Raw genomic sequence first — 14,958 nt, 5'->3', positions numbered from 1 at the left:
CGACAGTGGCGGTCGTTATCGATCAGTAATCCTTTGCCAGCACGCACGCTGCTTTCCATGAAAATTCTCGAATACATTGAGTTCTCTCCGCCACGCAACAAGAACCTGTATGCTAGGGTACGTGAAGCGATCGAGCGTGACGATTTCCGGGCGGCCGATGTCAAGAAGCTATCGAACCTGAGTCATGGCAAGTTCTACCGGGCGAAACTGGATTACGCCGACCGCTTGCTGTTCTCCATCGTCCGTTATAACGGCGAAGCCTATGCGCTAATGCTGGAAGTGATCGAGCAGCACGCCTACGATAAATCGCGTTTCATGCGCGGCGCCCTGATCGACGATGCAAAAATCCCGGCAGCCGACCCGGGCGAAGCCATTGGCGAAGCCCAGCCGATCGGCTACCTGAATCCCAGCCAGCCTCGGGTGCATTGGCTCGACAAGATCATTTCCTTCGATGATGCCCAGCAAAATGTCTATTTGCAGGCCGCCCCCCTGATCATCGTCGGCAGCGCCGGCAGCGGCAAAACCGCGCTGACGCTCGAGAAAATGAAGCAGGCACAAGGCCATGTCCTGTATGTGACGCTGTCGGCGTATCTGGCCCAGTCCGCACGCGACTTGTACTACGCGCACGGCTTTGAACGGGAAGGGCAGGAAACTGATTTTCTCTCCTTCCGCGAAGTCCTCGAATCGCTGCGCGTTCCCGCCGGCCGTGAGGCGGGCTGGCCCGATTTTGCCGCCTGGTTCGCGCGCATGCGCCAGCAATTCAAGGGGATCGACGCCCACCAGGCCTTTGAGGAAATCCGCGGCGTGATCACCGCAAACGCCAACGGCGTGCTGACCCGCGAGCAATACCTTGCGCTCGGCACGCGCCAGTCGATCTTCGCCTCCGGCGAGCGCGACGCCCTGTACGACCTCTTTGAAAAGTACCAGGCGTGGCTGCGGGAAGCCTGTCTGTTCGACCTGAATCTGGTGTCCCACGAATGGCGGCAGCAAGCGCGGCCGCGCTACGATTTCATTGTCATCGACGAGGTGCAGGACCTGACGCCGGTCCAATTGGCGCTGCTGCTTGGCATGCTCAACAAGCCAGGGCAGTTTTTGCTGTGCGGCGACTCTAACCAGATTGTTCACCCAAACTTTTTCTCTTGGGGCAAAGTCAAGAGCCTGTTCTGGCAAGATCCCGAACTCGCCGAAAGGCAGCAATTACAAGTCCTTCGGGCCAATTTCAGAAATGGGCAGCAGGTCACGCGAATCGCCAACACGCTCCTGAAAATCAAGCACAGACGCTTCGGCTCGATTGACCGCGAGAGCAATTTTCTAGTCGATGCGGTCAACCAGGATGCCGGCGCCGTCAGCCTGCTTTCCGACAGCGAGGCCGTGCGGCGCGACCTGAATGCGCAGACGCGCCGTTCGACCCGCTTTGCGGTGCTGGTGCTGCGCGATGAGGACAAAGCCGAAGCGCGCAAGCATTTCGACACCCCCCTGATTTTTTCGGTCCACGAAGCCAAGGGCCTCGAGTACGACAGCATCGTCCTGTACCGCTTCGTGTCCGACAACCGCGCTCCCTTCTCGGAGATCGCGGAAGGAGTTGGCACGGACGATGTCGCGGGCGATGAGCTGGAATACAGCCGTGCCAAAGACAAAAGCGACAAGTCCCTCGAAATCTACAAGTTCTACGTCAACGCCTTGTATGTGGCCTTGACGCGCGCCATTCGCAGCGTCTACCTCGTCGAATCGGACAGTGGGCATCCGTTACTGCGCCTGCTCGATATCGCACAGCTGAGCGCGCCGGAAAAGGTGGCCGCGCAGGCATCGAGCATGGAAGAGTGGCAGAAGGAAGCGCGCAAGCTGGCTTTGCAAGGCAAGCAGGAACAGGCCGATGCGATCGAACGCATGATCCTGAAAACCGCGCCCGTTCCGTGGCCCGTGCTCGACGAAGTCAGGCTGCGCGAGACACTGTCCAGGGTCTTCCTCGAAAAAGCGCCAGGCAACAAGACCAAGGGCCAGCTCTACGATTACGCCACCTGCTTCGACGAGCCGGTCCTCGCCTGGTTCCTGGCGCACGATGCCGGCTATGAACAGGCGCGCGCGTTCCCGGTGCATGGCGCCGTCTACGGCCGACGTCACTACTTGCCTTATTTCGCACGCAATTTCAAGGACATCCTGAAACTGTGCGACAAGCATGGTGTCGAGCACCGCACACCGATGAACCAGACGCCGCTGATGGCCGCCGCAGCGGCCGGCAACGTGGCCCTGGTCGAGGCGCTGCTCCAACGTGGCGCCGACACCCGCGCGGTCGACCACCTGGGCCGGAATGCCCTGCACTGGGCCATCGCCACCGCGCTGCGCGATCCCGACTATGCGCAGGGTCCGTTCGGTGCGGTCTACCGTCTGGTGGCGCCCTCGCATATCGACCTGATGGCGGGCGAGCGCCTGGTACGCCTCGACGCGCGCCACGCCGAATACCTGATGCTGCAAATAATGTGGGTACTGTTCAAGTCCTGCTTCGGCAATGCCGATCGCACCGACCGCGGCGGCTTCGATGCCGGTACCCTGCTCGCCGCCTACGAACGCATGCCGGCCAGTGTGCTGGCGCCGGAGCGCAAGAAGCGCGCCTACATTTCAAGTATCCTGGCGCGCAACGAAATCGACCGCGACTACGCTTACAACCGGCACCTGTTCCAGCGCGTGGCGACCGGCGTCTACCAGCTCAATCCCGCGCTCTCGCTGCGCCGGCCGGGCGCCGACGGCGTTGACGCCTGGGTGCCGGTGTTTTCCGCACTCAACCTTCCGCTTGCGAAGGAATTGGCCGATCCCCTGTATGACCGGAACATCGATCGCCTGCTTGGCCTGGCAGGCCTGCCGCCCACATCCGACCCCATCATCCACCGCGCCGACCGGCGCCGGGCTGAGCAATGAATACTGTCCTGACACTGTCGATTACTTGCATCTCCGGTGCGTATCTTGCTGGAGACTATCGCTTCGTGCTTGCCTTGCAGGCCGATTCCACCCTGGAGGAACTCGCAGCATGCATCCTCGATGTGCTCGGTTTCGACGGTGACCATTACTCCGAACTTTACGTGGCGAATACGCCGCACGGCAAGCGAGCATGGTCGATATGGCTTGGCGACCCGGAAGAAGATGCGGACGCTGCGCAGGCCCGGCTATGCGATATCTACCCGCTTGGGCATAACAAGAAGCTGTACTACCGCTACGACTTGGGGGCGGACTGGAAATTTCACATTGTCAGGAAGGGGCGGGAGACCAAGGCGCTGGAGGGGCAGGACTACCCCATGCTGGTGATGGAGGAGGGCGTGAAACCGCTTGAATATGGCGATACGGATGATGGCTTTTGCTAGGTATTGAGTATCTGGGCTGATGAACCCAGCGATCAACGCGCTGAGCGCAGCCTTTGCACAAAACAAAGGCCAGCTATGACGAGGAGTACGATCTTATGGAAATCAAATAGCTAGAAACTCATGCAACATCCGGATTGATAAACACATCCATATCTGATGGTACTGGTTCGGGTACTTCGAGGATTAACCGCGGAATATTCTCGTAAAGCTCAAGCTTGAATTGATCGCGGTCGAGCGCGTAGTGGCAGCGGCGATGACAATTGGGGCAGAGTGCTACGGCATTCGATGGCGTATCAGAGCCGTGGCAGGCTAAGGGCATTACGTGATGCACCTCTAGATAGGGCAACCCATCCTGTCCTATAAACGGTGCTTTGTGTCTGCAACCTTCACAAACACCATCGGCCAGTTGCAAGACCCAGGCTTTCACTGCTGGATCACGAACATGAGTGGTCATAGTGCGTGTCTCGGTCAACGGTCTGGACGATCCGAGTGGCTTTCTACCAAGGTGGTGCTGTCGAAGCTCGGAAACCCTGGTATGAAGAGTTTCGACATGGGATGTTGCGATATAGGCATCTAGAAAATCGATGCCCTCCTCGAAGAGTGATGCAAGATCTTTTCTTTCACCGCGCTACCGATGTTTCGAGCTGGTGGGTAGCCTGTAATCCAAGGCATCTTCAGCTCATACAGCGCGGCTGAGATATTCTGCATGCGAAACTCGACAGACGCTTGGCTCCGTGTAACCAGGGGGCCCTCCCGTAGCTGCCGATTGACTTCCGCTTTACTATAGCGCTCCCCGGCCAGCTCGAGTCGGAGCATTAGAAGGTAGGCTTGTACCGAGCTGCTTAGCTCGGTGTCGCTCCAGGCTTGTGGGCGCTGCGCAGATTCTTGTAAGTCGGACATTTGCAGTAGATCACTGGAAACAGCTGAGTCTACTTTTTGTTCAATATCTTTACAATAATTTCACTGGGCTAGACCACATGATTGCTGAAATGTATTTACGGGTGTGACAGCAAAAAAACGCCGTCCTTTGGACGGCGTTTCATGTTTAGGTACGTGCACGCTTAAACGTCAATATTCCCCGCCTGCAGCGCATTCGACTCAATGAAGTTCCTGCGCGGCTCCACCTCATCCCCCATCAGCGTCGTAAAGATCTGATCCGCCGCAATCGCATCCTCGATCTGCACCTTCAGCAGACGGCGCACGGTCGGATCCATGGTCGTCTCCCACAGCTGCTCCGGATTCATCTCACCCAGACCTTTATAACGCTGCTTCGACACGCCACGCTCCGCTTCATCGCGCAGCCACTGCATCGCCGTGTGGAAGTCGGTCACCGCGAATTCCTTCATTTTCTCGCCTTCGCCGCGGCGGATGATGGCGCCTTCGCCCATCAGCCCCTTGAAGGTCGCAGCCGAACCCGCCAGCACGCCATAATCGGCACTGGCCACGAAGTCCGCATCGATCTGGGTCACCTGCACGTTACCGTGGCGAATCCGCTCGATGCGCAGCGCGTGCTTCTCGCTCAGCTCGTCCGAACGCACGCTCACCGTCACGCTCGGGTCGCCGATTGCCGCCGCCATCGCGCTGGCCGAGGCTTGCGCGTTGTCGAGGGTGGTCAGGTCCAGGGTCACGCCGCCGGCGACGATCGCGGTCAGCGCCGCGCGGTCGATCACGCGGGTCAGGCGCATCATGATGGCGTTCGCCAGGTTGTACTGGCGCACCAGTTCCGACAGCGCTTCGCCGGTGATCGGGTCGGCGCCTTCGCGTGGCAGCAGCGACGCGGTGTTCAGCGCCACCATCATCATGTAGCTCGCTTCCTCGACGTCGTCCTTCAGGTAGCGCTCGTCGCGGCCGGCTTTCACCTTGTACAGCGGCGGCTGGGCAATGTAGATGTGGCCACGCTCGACCAGCTGCGGCATCTGGCGGTAGAACAGCGTCAGCAGCAGGGTACGGATGTGGGCGCCGTCGACGTCCGCATCGGTCATGATGATGATGCGGTGGTAGCGCAGCTTGTCGACGTTGAATTCGTCCGGGCCGATTGAGGTGCCGAGGGTCGCGATCAGGGTGGTGATCTGCTCCGACGACAGCATCTTCTCGAAGCGCGCCTTTTCCACGTTCAATACCTTGCCGCGCAGCGGCAAAATCGCCTGGAACTTGCGGTCGCGGCCCTGTTTGGCGGAGCCGCCTGCCGAGTCACCCTCGACGATGTACAGCTCGGCCAGTGCCGGGTCGCGTTCCTGGCAGTCGGCCAGCTTCGACGACAGGCCCAGGCCGTCCATCACGCCCTTGCGGCGGGTCAGGTCGCGTGCCTTGCGCGCCGCTTCGCGGGCGCGGGCGGCTTCCACGATCTTGCCGCAGATGATCTTAGCGTCGTTCGGCTTTTCGTTCAGGAAGTCGGTGAGCGTCTTCGCCACGATTTCCTCGACCGGGCCGCGCACTTCCGACGACACGAGCTTGTCTTTGGTCTGCGACGAGAACTTCGGCTCCGGCACTTTGACGGACAGCACGCAGGTCAGGCCTTCGCGCATGTCGTCGCCCGAAATTTCCACTTTTGCCTTCTTGGCGAAGTCGTTCTCGTCGATGTATTTGTTGATCACGCGCGTCATCGCCGCACGCAAACCGGTCAGGTGGGTGCCGCCGTCGCGCTGCGGGATGTTGTTCGTGAAGCAGAGCACCTGTTCGTTGTACGAGTCGTTCCACTGCATCGACACGTCCACCGAGATATTCGTGCCCTGGTCGGACACGCGGTCGCCGGTAGCCTGGAACACGGTCGGATGCAACACGGCCTTGGCCTTGTTGATGTATTCCACAAAGCCGCGGGTGCCGCCTTCGAAGGCGAAGATTTCTTCCTTGCCGGTGCGCTGGTCGCTCAGCTTGATGTTCACGCCGTTGTTCAGGAACGAGAGTTCGCGAATACGCTTGCTCAGGATCTCGTAATGGAATTCGACGGTGGTGAAGATTTCTTCGTCGGCCCAGAAATGCACTTCGGTGCCGCGCTTGTCGGTTTCGCCGATGACTTTCATCGGGGAGACTTCAAAGCCGTCGACGATTTCGATTTCGCGGTTCAGCGGCACGCCACGCGCGAATTCCATCTGGTGGACTTTACCTTTTTGGCGCACGGTCACGCGCAGCAGTTTCGACAGCGCGTTTACGCAGGACACGCCCACGCCGTGCAAGCCGCCCGAGACTTTGTACGAGTTCTGGTTGAACTTGCCGCCGGCGTGCAGTTCGGTCAGGGCGATTTCGGTGGCCGAGCGCTTCGGCTCGTGCTTGTCGTCCATCTTGACGCCGGTCGGGATGCCGCGGCCGTTGTCGGTAATCGAGATCGAGTTATCCGAATGGATGGTGACGTGGATTTCGGTGCAGTAGCCGGCCAGTGCTTCGTCGATCGAGTTGTCCAGCACTTCGAAGACCAGGTGGTGCAGGCCGGTCCCGTCCGAGGTGTCGCCGATGTACATGCCCGGACGCTTGCGGACAGCTTCCAGGCCTTCCAGAATTTGAATCGAGGCGGCGCCGTATTCGTCCGGCGTTTTCGGCGTTTCCGGCATTGGATTGGTGTTCTCGGACATGGACTGCTTTCTCAAAAAACGGTGTATTCAGACTGCTCAGTTCGGGCCGCAACCCGCATAAAACAAGGCGCGGCCCCCGATGCGTTTTTAAATACGCATCGGCATGACGACATACTTGAAGTCGCCATTGTCGGGAATCGAGATCAGGGCCGACGAATTCGAATCGCCCAGGGCGATGTTCACCTGGTCGCACTTCAGGTTGTTCAGCACGTCGAGCAGGTAGGTGACGTTGAAACCGATGTCGATCGCGTCGCCGCCGTAGTCGATTTCCAGTTCTTCCACCGCTTCTTCCTGGTCGGCGTTGGTCGAGCTGATCTTCATGCTGCCCGGGGTGATGATGCAGCGCACGCCCTTGAACTTATCGCTGGTCATGATCGCGGCGCGTTGCAGCGAGCGCAGCAGTTCTTCGCGGCTGATCGTGAAGTCGTTCTTGTAGCCCTTCGGGATCACGCGGGTGTAATCAGGGAACTTGCCCTCAACCAGCTTCGACACCAGTTCGATGTCGGCGAAGGTGAGTTTGACCTGCGAGGCGGCGATGTCCAGCTGGACGGTCTCGTCGCTTTCTTCCAGCAGGCGCTGCAGTTCGATGATGGTCTTGCGCGGGATGATGACTTCCTGGCGCTCGAAGGTCTGCTCGGCTTCGACCTGGCAGAACGCCAGGCGGTGGCCGTCGGTGGCGACCGCGATGACCTTGTTACCGTCCAACACCAGCAGCAGGCCGTTCAGGTAGTAGCGGATGTCTTGCTGGGCCATCGCGAAGTGCACCATGTTGAACAGGTGCTTCAGCGTTTTTTGCGGCAGGACGACCGAGGCGTTGTGGCTTTCCGCGACCGAGACGGTCGGGAATTCTTCGGCGGCCAGGGTTTGCAGGGCAAAGCGCGATTTGCCGCTCTGGACGGCCAGGCGTTTGTTGGCCAGGGTCATGGTCACGTCGCCGGATTCCGGCAGCGCGCGCAGGATGTCCAGCAGCTTGCGCGCGGCCACGGTGGTGCCGGTCACGTCCGGGCCGGAGCCGATGTTGGCATGCGTGGTGATCTGCACTTCGGTGTCGGTCGACAGGAAGGAGACGCTCTCGCCGTCCTTGCGGATGAGGATATTGGCCAGAATCGGCATGGTGTGCCGACGCTCGACAATACCGCTCACGATCTGCAGTGGCCGGAGAAGCGTGTCTCGGGTGGTTTTGACCAGTTGCATAGTTATCCTCGGATAAGTGTTAATACAGTGAAATTGTTGCTACAGCACTATTTTGCCGTGTGCTGGGTACAAATACAAACTTCCGTAGGGTGGACGGCTTGTCCGTCCACGCGTTCAACAGGTGTTTGCATGTTGATACGTTTTTGTGGCTTGGTTCTGTTCGTTGAACGCGTGGACGGGAGATCCGTCCACCCTACAGTCAACGCACGTAGCCGATGACCAATCAACCCTTGAGGGTCTGCTCCAGCACGTGCAATTCGTGGTTGCACTCGGCATTCTTCTGGCGGTCGCTGGCGATCTTGCGCACCGCGTGCAGCACGGTGGTGTGGTCGCGCCCGCCGAACAGTTCGCCGATTTCCGGCAAGCTCTTTTGCGTCAGTTCCTTCGCCAGATACATGGCAATCTGGCGCGGCCGGGCGATGTTCGCCGGACGGCGCTTCGAATACATGTCGGCGACCTTGATGTTGAAGAAGTCGGCCACCGTCTTCTGGATGTTTTCCACGGAAATCTGGCGGTTCTGCACCGACAGCAAATCCTTCAGGGCTTCCTTCACGATGTCGATCGTGATGTCCTTGCCGTGGAAGCGCGAGTAGGCCAGGATCTTGCGCAGCGCGCCTTCCAGTTCGCGCACGTTCGAGCGCAGGTGCTTGGCCACGAAGAACGCGACGTCATCCGACAGGACCACGCCTTCGGATTGCGCTTTTTTGAGCAGGATCGCCACGCGCATTTCCAGTTCCGGCGGCTCGATCGCCACCGTCAGGCCGGAGTCGAAGCGAGAGATCAGGCGGTCGTCCATGCCGGTGATCTCTTTCGGATAGGTATCCGAGGTGATGATGATCTGTTTCTTGGCCGCGATCAGGGCCTCGAACGCATAGAAGAATTCTTCCTGCGTGCGGCTCTTGCCACCGAAGAATTGAATATCGTCGATCAGCAGCATGTCGAGCGAGTGGTAGTAGTGCTTGAAGTCGTCGAAGCCCTTGCGTTGGTAGGCGGTGACGACGTCGCGCACGTACTGCTCGGCGTGGATGTAGCGGATACGGGCGCCCGGGTTGTCGACCATCACCTGGTTGCCGATCGCGTGGATCAAGTGGGTCTTACCGAGGCCGACGCCGCCGTAGAAGAACAGCGGGTTGTACGACACGCCCGGGTTGTTCGCCACCTGGATCGCAGCGGCGCGCGCCAGCTGGTTGGCCTTACCGGTCACGAAGCTGTCGAAGGTCAGGTCCGGGTTGATGCGGCTCTGCTCGCGCTTCGGCGAGTTGGCGATGTTCAGGTTTGCCTGCGGCTCGATGCTTTGCGCCGGTACCGACGGACGCAATTCTCCCGGCATCGGGGAATTGTCCGGAGCCGGGCGCACCTCGGCCGGTTTTTTTGGGGCGTTGTTCGGGTCGAGCACGAATTGCACCTCGACCGGCGCTTCCCAGAACTGGCAGGCGAGGGCGGTGATGCGGTTGGCGAACTGCGTCTTGACCCAGTCGAGCTTGAAGCGGTTCGGCGCCGCAATGCGCAGCTTGCCGTCCTCGTAGTCGAGCACGACGAGCGGTTTGATCCATGCGCTATATTGTTGCGGCGTCAGCTCGAGCTCCAGCTGCGCGGAAGCGGTCTGCCAAAAGTTATCCATTGTGTGCGGCTTAGTGATACGTAACACGCTATTTTACCTGTCTTCGCGAAGGTTATCCACAGGTGAGCCACAGATTTTCGTAACGGGCTGGGGATAAATGTAAAGTTATCACCAGCCGTCGAAAACAACAGGCTTCTTGACAGAGGGTTGTCAAGTAGGGTCTAATTCAGGGTTCCCTGTCCGCCCGCCTGCTCAGCCTTCGTTTGATGGTCGAGAAATGCACGGACTAGCTGTGGCGTGACGCTGGCTTAACGAAGCGAACTGTCATTGGCGCCGATTCCTGACGAACAGACGTCAGACCCGATTTTGCATACTTATTTGCTTTAAGCGAGACCACCATGAAACGTACTTACCAACCTTCCGTCGTTCGTCGCAAGCGCACGCACGGCTTCCGCGCACGTATGGCTACCCGTGGTGGCCGTCAGGTTCTGAACGCACGCCGCGCCAAGGGCCGCAAGCGTCTGGCTGTCTAAGCCAGCCGCACCAGCTGACCGCGGTCACATGACAGGCGAAGGTTCGCACGACTTCGCGCGCGCTCGGCGCATTCTGAAAACGGATGAATTTTCATCCGTTTTTCGTTTGCGGCCCACGCAAAAATCCGCGCATTTCGTGCTCTATACCCGGCCCAGCCCGCTGCCGCATGCGCGGCTGGGCATCGTTGCGGCCAAGCGTTTCGCGCCGCGCGCGGTGACCCGGAATACCATCAAGCGCATCACGCGCGAGCTGTTCCGCACCAGCCAGATCCAGTCCGTCGACTGCATCGTGCGCCTGGCGCGTCCGGTGAACACGAAACAAGGCCCCGCGACCAACAGCGCCCTGAAGCGCCTGTTGCACGCGGAATTGTCGCGCCTGCTCGCTTCGCAGCGTCCGCGCAAGCCGGCGCCGCCGGCGAAAGTGGCGGCTCCTCCGGCTGCCGTGCAGCCGTCGCCGTCCTCGCCATGAAAATCCTGCTCATCTGGATCGTGCGAGCCTACCGGCTCGTGCTGTCCCCGATGCTCGGGCAGAACTGCCGTTTCTATCCTTCCTGTTCCTGCTATGCCATCGAGGCGCTCCAGACCCATGGTGCGCTGCGCGGCAGCTGGCTGACGGTGCGCCGCCTCGGCCGCTGCCATCCCTGGAACGCGGGCGGGCATGATCCCGTACCGCCCAAGCGGCACAAGCATTCCTCATCAGCCGCTTGCGGTTGCAACCACTCCTGACGAATACCTCAATGGAAATCAACAAACGTACCATTCTGTGGATTGTCTTCGCCGTCTCGCTAGTCGTTCTGTGGAACAACTGGATGGTGTCGAACGGAAAGCAGTCGATGTTCTCGCCGGCGCCGCCAGCCAAGGTCGCCGAGGCGCCAGCCAACACCCATAACACCACCGGCGTGCCGGGTGCACCGGCCCAGGCTGGCGCACCGGCCGTCCCTGGCCAGCCTGCCGCTCCGGCCCCGGTGCGCGCCGAGCGCATCACCATCACCACCGACGTGGTCAAGGCCGAAGTCGACACCCAGGGCGGCGTGATCCGCCGTCTCGAGCTGCTGCATTACCCGGACCACTTCGACAAGACCAAGAACCAGGTCCTGTTCGACGTTGCTGGCAACAACACCTATCTGGGCCAGACCGGCCTGATCGGTACGACCCCGGCCGGCGTGCTGCCGAACCACAACACGACCTTCGTCGCCAAGCCAGGCGTGCGCACCATCGAAGGCAACAACCAGGTGCAACTGGTGCTCGAAGCCGAGCAGGCCGGCGTGCGCCTGACCAAGACCTTCACCTTCAAGCGCGGCGACTACGTCATCGACGTGCGCCACGATGTGACCAACCTGACGGCCGCGCCGGTCCAGCCAGCCCTGTACCTGCAGCTCCAGCACGACGGCAACAAGCCGCCTGGCGATTCCTGGTTCACGCCGAGCTTCACCGGCCCGACCCTGTGGACCCCGGAAGACAAGTACCAGAAGCTGAGCTTCGAGAACATCGAGAAGAACAAGGCCGAGCACTCGACCAAGTCGAACGGCGGTTGGGTGGCGATTTCGCAGCACTTCTTCGTGTCGGCTTTCATTCCGGCCGATAACACCGCGCGCGACATCTACACCAAGAAGCTGGCGACCAACATGTACGCCATCGGCACCACCCAGTCGCTGGGCAGCGTGGCGCCGGGCGCCACCGTCTCGAACACCGCGCGCCTGTATTCGGGCCCGCAGGACGAGAAGAAGCTGGAAACCATCACCCCGGGCCTGGAGCTGGTGAAGGACTACGGCATGTTCGCGATCATCGCCAAGCCGCTGTTCTGGATCATGGACCACATCCACCAGCTGCTCGGCAACTGGGGCTGGACCATCATCGCCTTTACCATCCTGATCAAGCTGGCCTTCTTCCCGCTGTCGGCCGCCGGCTACCGCAGCATGGCCAAGATGCGCGTGGTCACGCCGAAGATGCAGGCGATCCGCGAGCGTTATAAAGCCGACCCGGTGAAGATGCAGCAGGCCACGATGGAGCTGTACAAGGCCGAGAAGATCAACCCGCTGGGCGGCTGCCTGCCGATCCTGATCCAGATGCCGGTCTTCCTGGCGCTGTACTACGTGCTGCAAGCCTCGGTCGAGATGCGCGGCGCGCCATGGATCGGCTGGATCACCGACCTGACCCAGCCAGACCCGTGGTTCATCCTGCCGATCCTGTACGCGATCTCGATGTTCATCACCGCCAAGCTGAACCCGCAGCCGGCCGATCCGATGCAGGCGAAGATGATGCTGTTCATGCCGCTGGCGTTCTCGGTCATGTTCGTGTTCTTCCCGTCGGGCCTGGTGCTGTACTGGGTGGTCAACAACCTGGTGTCGATTGCGCAGCAGTGGGTCATTACCAAGAAGCTCGCACCTGCGACCATGAAGTAAGCCAAGCGCTTTCTTTCCAAAAAGCCCGTGCACGTCACGGGCTTTTTTTATCCATTACAATTTCCGCATGAAGCTTGATACCTCTCCCATCGCCGCCATTGCCACCGCACCGGGACGCGGCGGCATCGGCGTGGTCCGCGCCTCGGGCAAGTCGCTCGGGCCGCTGATCGAATCGCTGTTCCCCGGCACGACACTGGCGCCGCGCAACGCCACCTACATCCCCTTCAAGTCCGCCGACGGCACGGTGCTCGACCAGGGCCTGGCCCTGTACTTCAAGGCGCCACATTCCTATACCGGCGAAGACGTGCTGGAACTGCAGGGCCACGGCGGCCCGGTGGTCTTGCAGATGCTGCTGGCGCGCGTGCTGGAAGCCGGGGCCGAGCACGGCCTGCGCCTGGCCGAGCCGGGCGAATTCACGCGCCGCGCCTACCTCAACGACAAGCTCGACCTGGCCCAGGCCGAAGCCGTGGCCGATCTGATCGACGCCTCGACCGAAGCGGCGGCCAAGTCCGCCTCGCAGTCGCTGTCGGGCGCGTTCTCGCAAGTCGTGCACCGGCTGGTCGAGCAGACCATCAATTTGCGCATGCTGGTCGAGGCCACGCTGGACTTCCCGGAAGAGGAAATCGACTTCCTGGAGAAATCGAACGCGCGCGGGCAGCTGGCCGGTATCGTCGAGTCGCTGGAACACGTGTTCCGCCAGGCGGCGCAGGGTGCGCTCTTGCGCGAGGGGCTGAACGTGGTGCTGGTGGGGCAGCCGAACGTCGGCAAGTCTTCACTGTTGAACGCGCTGGCCGGGGCGGAAGTCGCCATCGTCACGCCGATCGCCGGCACCACCCGCGATAAGGTCAGCGAAACCATCCAGATCGAGGGTATTCCGCTGAATATCATCGACACGGCGGGTATCCGCGCCATCGACGAAGGCATCGACGTGGTCGAGCGCATCGGCATCGAGCGCACCTGGGGGGAGGTCGGCAAGGCCGATGTGATCCTGCACCTGCTCGACGCCAACCTGGGGCCGAGCGCGGCCGACGAGGCGATTGTCGCCGCCTTCCCCGAGGGCGTGCCGGTGCTGCGCATCTGGAACAAGATCGACTTGTCGGGGCACCGCGCGGCGGTGGAAGGGGCGGCGGATGCCACCCACATTTATCTCTCGGCGAACGAAAAGACCGGCATCGATTTGCTGCGCGCGGAGCTGCTGCGCATCGCCGGCTGGCAGCAGACCGGCGAATCGCTGTACCTGGCGCGCGAGCGGCATTTGATCGCTTTGCGCGCGGCGCGTGCGCACCTGGACGTGGCGGGGCAGCATGCGGCGCAGGATGACCAGTCGCTGGATCTGTTTGCCGAAGAGTTGCGTTTGGCGCAGGACCAGCTGTCGAGCATTACCGGGGAATTTACGCCGGATGATCTGCTCGGGGTGATCTTCAGCCGCTTCTGTATCGGTAAATAATCGACCTGGGTCTTACGGACGACTACGGTTGAATCTTGCCGTTCGTAGGGTGGGCACCTGTGCCCACGCGGTCTCACCGGTTAATCAGTCGCACCGTCACCGTCAAGCCGTACCGTTGGACTGCTGATAACGGGGCATGCGCCAGACGCGCATCAAATTTCATACGCCGTACCGCGTGGGCTCGAGAGCCCACCCTACAACCTGCAACCTACAACCCCGAGGAGTTTGCATGACCATCACCCGCCGCCGATTGTTGACCAGCTTTGCCGCCGTCTCCGGCGCCGTCCTGCTCTCTTCCTGCGCCAGCATGCTCGGCCCGCGCGAAGTCGACCTGCCGCTGTCGAAACTCCAGGCCAGCCTCGACCGCCGCTTCCCCATGGACAACCGCATGCTGGAACTGTTCGACGTGCGCCTGTCGCGTCCGCAACTGGCCGTCCACGAAGGCGACCGCGTGTCGCTCAGCGTCGACGCCACCGTGGCCCAGTCCTTCCTGCGCCAGCCCCTGGCCGGCAGCCTGGCCTTCTCCGGCCGCCTGTACATCGACGCGGCGCGCAGCGGCGTCTTCATGGCCGAGCCGCGCATCGAGCGTTTCGAGATCAGGGGGATCGACCCATCCGTGCAGCGCCAGCTGGCGCGCGCCGCGAACGGGCTGATGGACAAGGTCGTGCTCGACATTCCGGTCTACACCTTCCGCAGCGAAGACCTGCGCTATGCCGGCGTGCAGTACGTCCCAACCCGCATCGTGACCACGGCGAACGGCTTGCGCGTCTCGCTTGAACCCGAGCCAAAGCGCTGAACGCCGTTACAAAATTTCCTCCCCAAAAGCAGTGCGCACGATTGGAATCGTGCTGAAATTGTTGTCAATACTGCTAAGATTTCCGCAGCTGGAAACGCTGCCGCAT

At 61.0% G+C, this 14,958-nt stretch carries 12 protein-coding genes; 8 read left to right on the top strand and 4 right to left on the bottom strand.

Annotated elements, in window-relative coordinates:
* Positions 1–57 precede the first annotated feature (57 nt).
* Both ACWYRN_RS07500 and ACWYRN_RS07495 read left to right on the top strand, forming a co-directional pair.
* Complete coding sequence (locus ACWYRN_RS07500) at positions 58–2,913, top strand: UvrD-helicase domain-containing protein (RefSeq protein ID WP_488691829.1); 2,856 nt, start codon at positions 58–60, stop codon at positions 2,911–2,913.
* Positions 2,910–3,353 carry an IS1096 element passenger TnpR family protein gene (locus ACWYRN_RS07495; RefSeq protein WP_488691828.1) on the top strand — a complete coding sequence of 148 codons (444 nt, stop codon included), beginning with the start codon at positions 2,910–2,912 and terminating at the stop codon, positions 3,351–3,353. Before ACWYRN_RS07500 ends, ACWYRN_RS07495 begins: the two co-directional genes overlap by 4 nt.
* 118 nt (positions 3,354–3,471) lie before the next feature.
* On the opposite strand, the gene ACWYRN_RS07490 is transcribed toward ACWYRN_RS07495, so the two are convergent.
* The 4 genes from ACWYRN_RS07490 to dnaA form a co-directional block, all read right to left on the bottom strand.
* Complete coding sequence (locus tag ACWYRN_RS07490) at positions 3,472–3,807, bottom strand: HNH endonuclease (RefSeq protein WP_488691827.1); 336 nt, start codon at positions 3,805–3,807, stop codon at positions 3,472–3,474.
* 607 nt (positions 3,808–4,414) lie between these two features.
* Positions 4,415–6,919, bottom strand: coding sequence for a DNA topoisomerase (ATP-hydrolyzing) subunit B (gyrB, locus tag ACWYRN_RS07485; protein ID WP_488691826.1), 2,505 nt, complete (start codon positions 6,917–6,919; stop codon positions 4,415–4,417).
* An 87-nt stretch (positions 6,920–7,006) separates the two neighbouring features.
* Positions 7,007–8,113, bottom strand: a complete 1,107-nt coding sequence (dnaN, locus tag ACWYRN_RS07480) for a DNA polymerase III subunit beta (RefSeq protein ID WP_488691825.1) — start codon at positions 8,111–8,113, stop codon at positions 7,007–7,009.
* A gap of 223 nt (positions 8,114–8,336) precedes the next feature.
* On the bottom strand, positions 8,337–9,734 hold the full coding sequence (dnaA, locus tag ACWYRN_RS07475; protein ID WP_488691824.1) for a chromosomal replication initiator protein DnaA: 1,398 nt from the start codon (positions 9,732–9,734) through the stop codon (positions 8,337–8,339).
* Between the two features lie 338 nt (positions 9,735–10,072).
* Between dnaA and rpmH the strand changes: the two genes are divergently transcribed.
* The 6 genes from rpmH (at position 10,073) to ACWYRN_RS07445 (ending at position 14,852) form a co-directional block, all read left to right on the top strand.
* A complete protein-coding gene (gene rpmH, locus ACWYRN_RS07470) occupies positions 10,073–10,207 on the top strand; it encodes a 50S ribosomal protein L34 (protein ID WP_040378179.1) in 135 nt (44 codons plus the stop codon).
* 106 nt (positions 10,208–10,313) lie between these two features.
* The gene (locus ACWYRN_RS07465; RefSeq protein WP_488691823.1) at positions 10,314–10,676 is read left to right on the top strand and encodes a ribonuclease P protein component; all 363 of its coding nucleotides are present in this window, start codon (positions 10,314–10,316) and stop codon (positions 10,674–10,676) included.
* Complete coding sequence (gene yidD / locus ACWYRN_RS07460; protein ID WP_229439886.1) at positions 10,673–10,933, top strand: membrane protein insertion efficiency factor YidD; 261 nt, start codon at positions 10,673–10,675, stop codon at positions 10,931–10,933. Before ACWYRN_RS07465 ends, yidD begins: the two co-directional genes overlap by 4 nt.
* Positions 10,934–10,944: 11 nt before the next feature.
* Complete coding sequence (yidC, locus tag ACWYRN_RS07455) at positions 10,945–12,609, top strand: membrane protein insertase YidC (protein WP_488691821.1); 1,665 nt, start codon at positions 10,945–10,947, stop codon at positions 12,607–12,609.
* 67 nt (positions 12,610–12,676) lie between these two features.
* Entirely contained in the window at positions 12,677–14,056 is a 1,380-nt protein-coding gene (gene mnmE, locus ACWYRN_RS07450; protein ID WP_488691820.1) for a tRNA uridine-5-carboxymethylaminomethyl(34) synthesis GTPase MnmE, read from the top strand.
* Positions 14,057–14,285: 229 nt separating this feature from the next.
* Entirely contained in the window at positions 14,286–14,852 is a 567-nt protein-coding gene (locus ACWYRN_RS07445) for a DUF1439 domain-containing protein (RefSeq protein ID WP_488691818.1), read from the top strand.
* Positions 14,853–14,958: the final 106 nt, after the last annotated feature.

The organism is Massilia sp. BAP21 (assembly GCF_057801335.1).
This window is presented reverse-complemented; position numbering and strand designations above follow the sequence as displayed.

What these genes read in the sequence shown, in the direction of transcription:
- ACWYRN_RS07500 (WP_488691829.1), top strand. Translation starts at nt 58, where the DNA reads ATGAAAATTCTCGAATACATTGAGTTCTCTCCGCCACGCAACAAGAAC.
- ACWYRN_RS07495 (WP_488691828.1), top strand. Translation starts at nt 2,910, where the DNA reads ATGAATACTGTCCTGACACTGTCGATTACTTGCATCTCCGGTGCGTAT.
- ACWYRN_RS07490 (WP_488691827.1), bottom strand. Translation starts at nt 3,807, where the DNA reads ATGACCACTCATGTTCGTGATCCAGCAGTGAAAGCCTGGGTCTTGCAA.
- gyrB (WP_488691826.1), bottom strand. Translation starts at nt 6,919, where the DNA reads ATGTCCGAGAACACCAATCCAATGCCGGAAACGCCGAAAACGCCGGAC.
- dnaN (WP_488691825.1), bottom strand. Translation starts at nt 8,113, where the DNA reads ATGCAACTGGTCAAAACCACCCGAGACACGCTTCTCCGGCCACTGCAG.
- dnaA (WP_488691824.1), bottom strand. Translation starts at nt 9,734, where the DNA reads ATGGATAACTTTTGGCAGACCGCTTCCGCGCAGCTGGAGCTCGAGCTG.
- rpmH (WP_040378179.1), top strand. Translation starts at nt 10,073, where the DNA reads ATGAAACGTACTTACCAACCTTCCGTCGTTCGTCGCAAGCGCACGCAC.
- yidD (WP_229439886.1), top strand. Translation starts at nt 10,673, where the DNA reads ATGAAAATCCTGCTCATCTGGATCGTGCGAGCCTACCGGCTCGTGCTG.
- yidC (WP_488691821.1), top strand. Translation starts at nt 10,945, where the DNA reads ATGGAAATCAACAAACGTACCATTCTGTGGATTGTCTTCGCCGTCTCG.
- mnmE (WP_488691820.1), top strand. Translation starts at nt 12,677, where the DNA reads ATGAAGCTTGATACCTCTCCCATCGCCGCCATTGCCACCGCACCGGGA.
- ACWYRN_RS07445 (WP_488691818.1), top strand. Translation starts at nt 14,286, where the DNA reads ATGACCATCACCCGCCGCCGATTGTTGACCAGCTTTGCCGCCGTCTCC.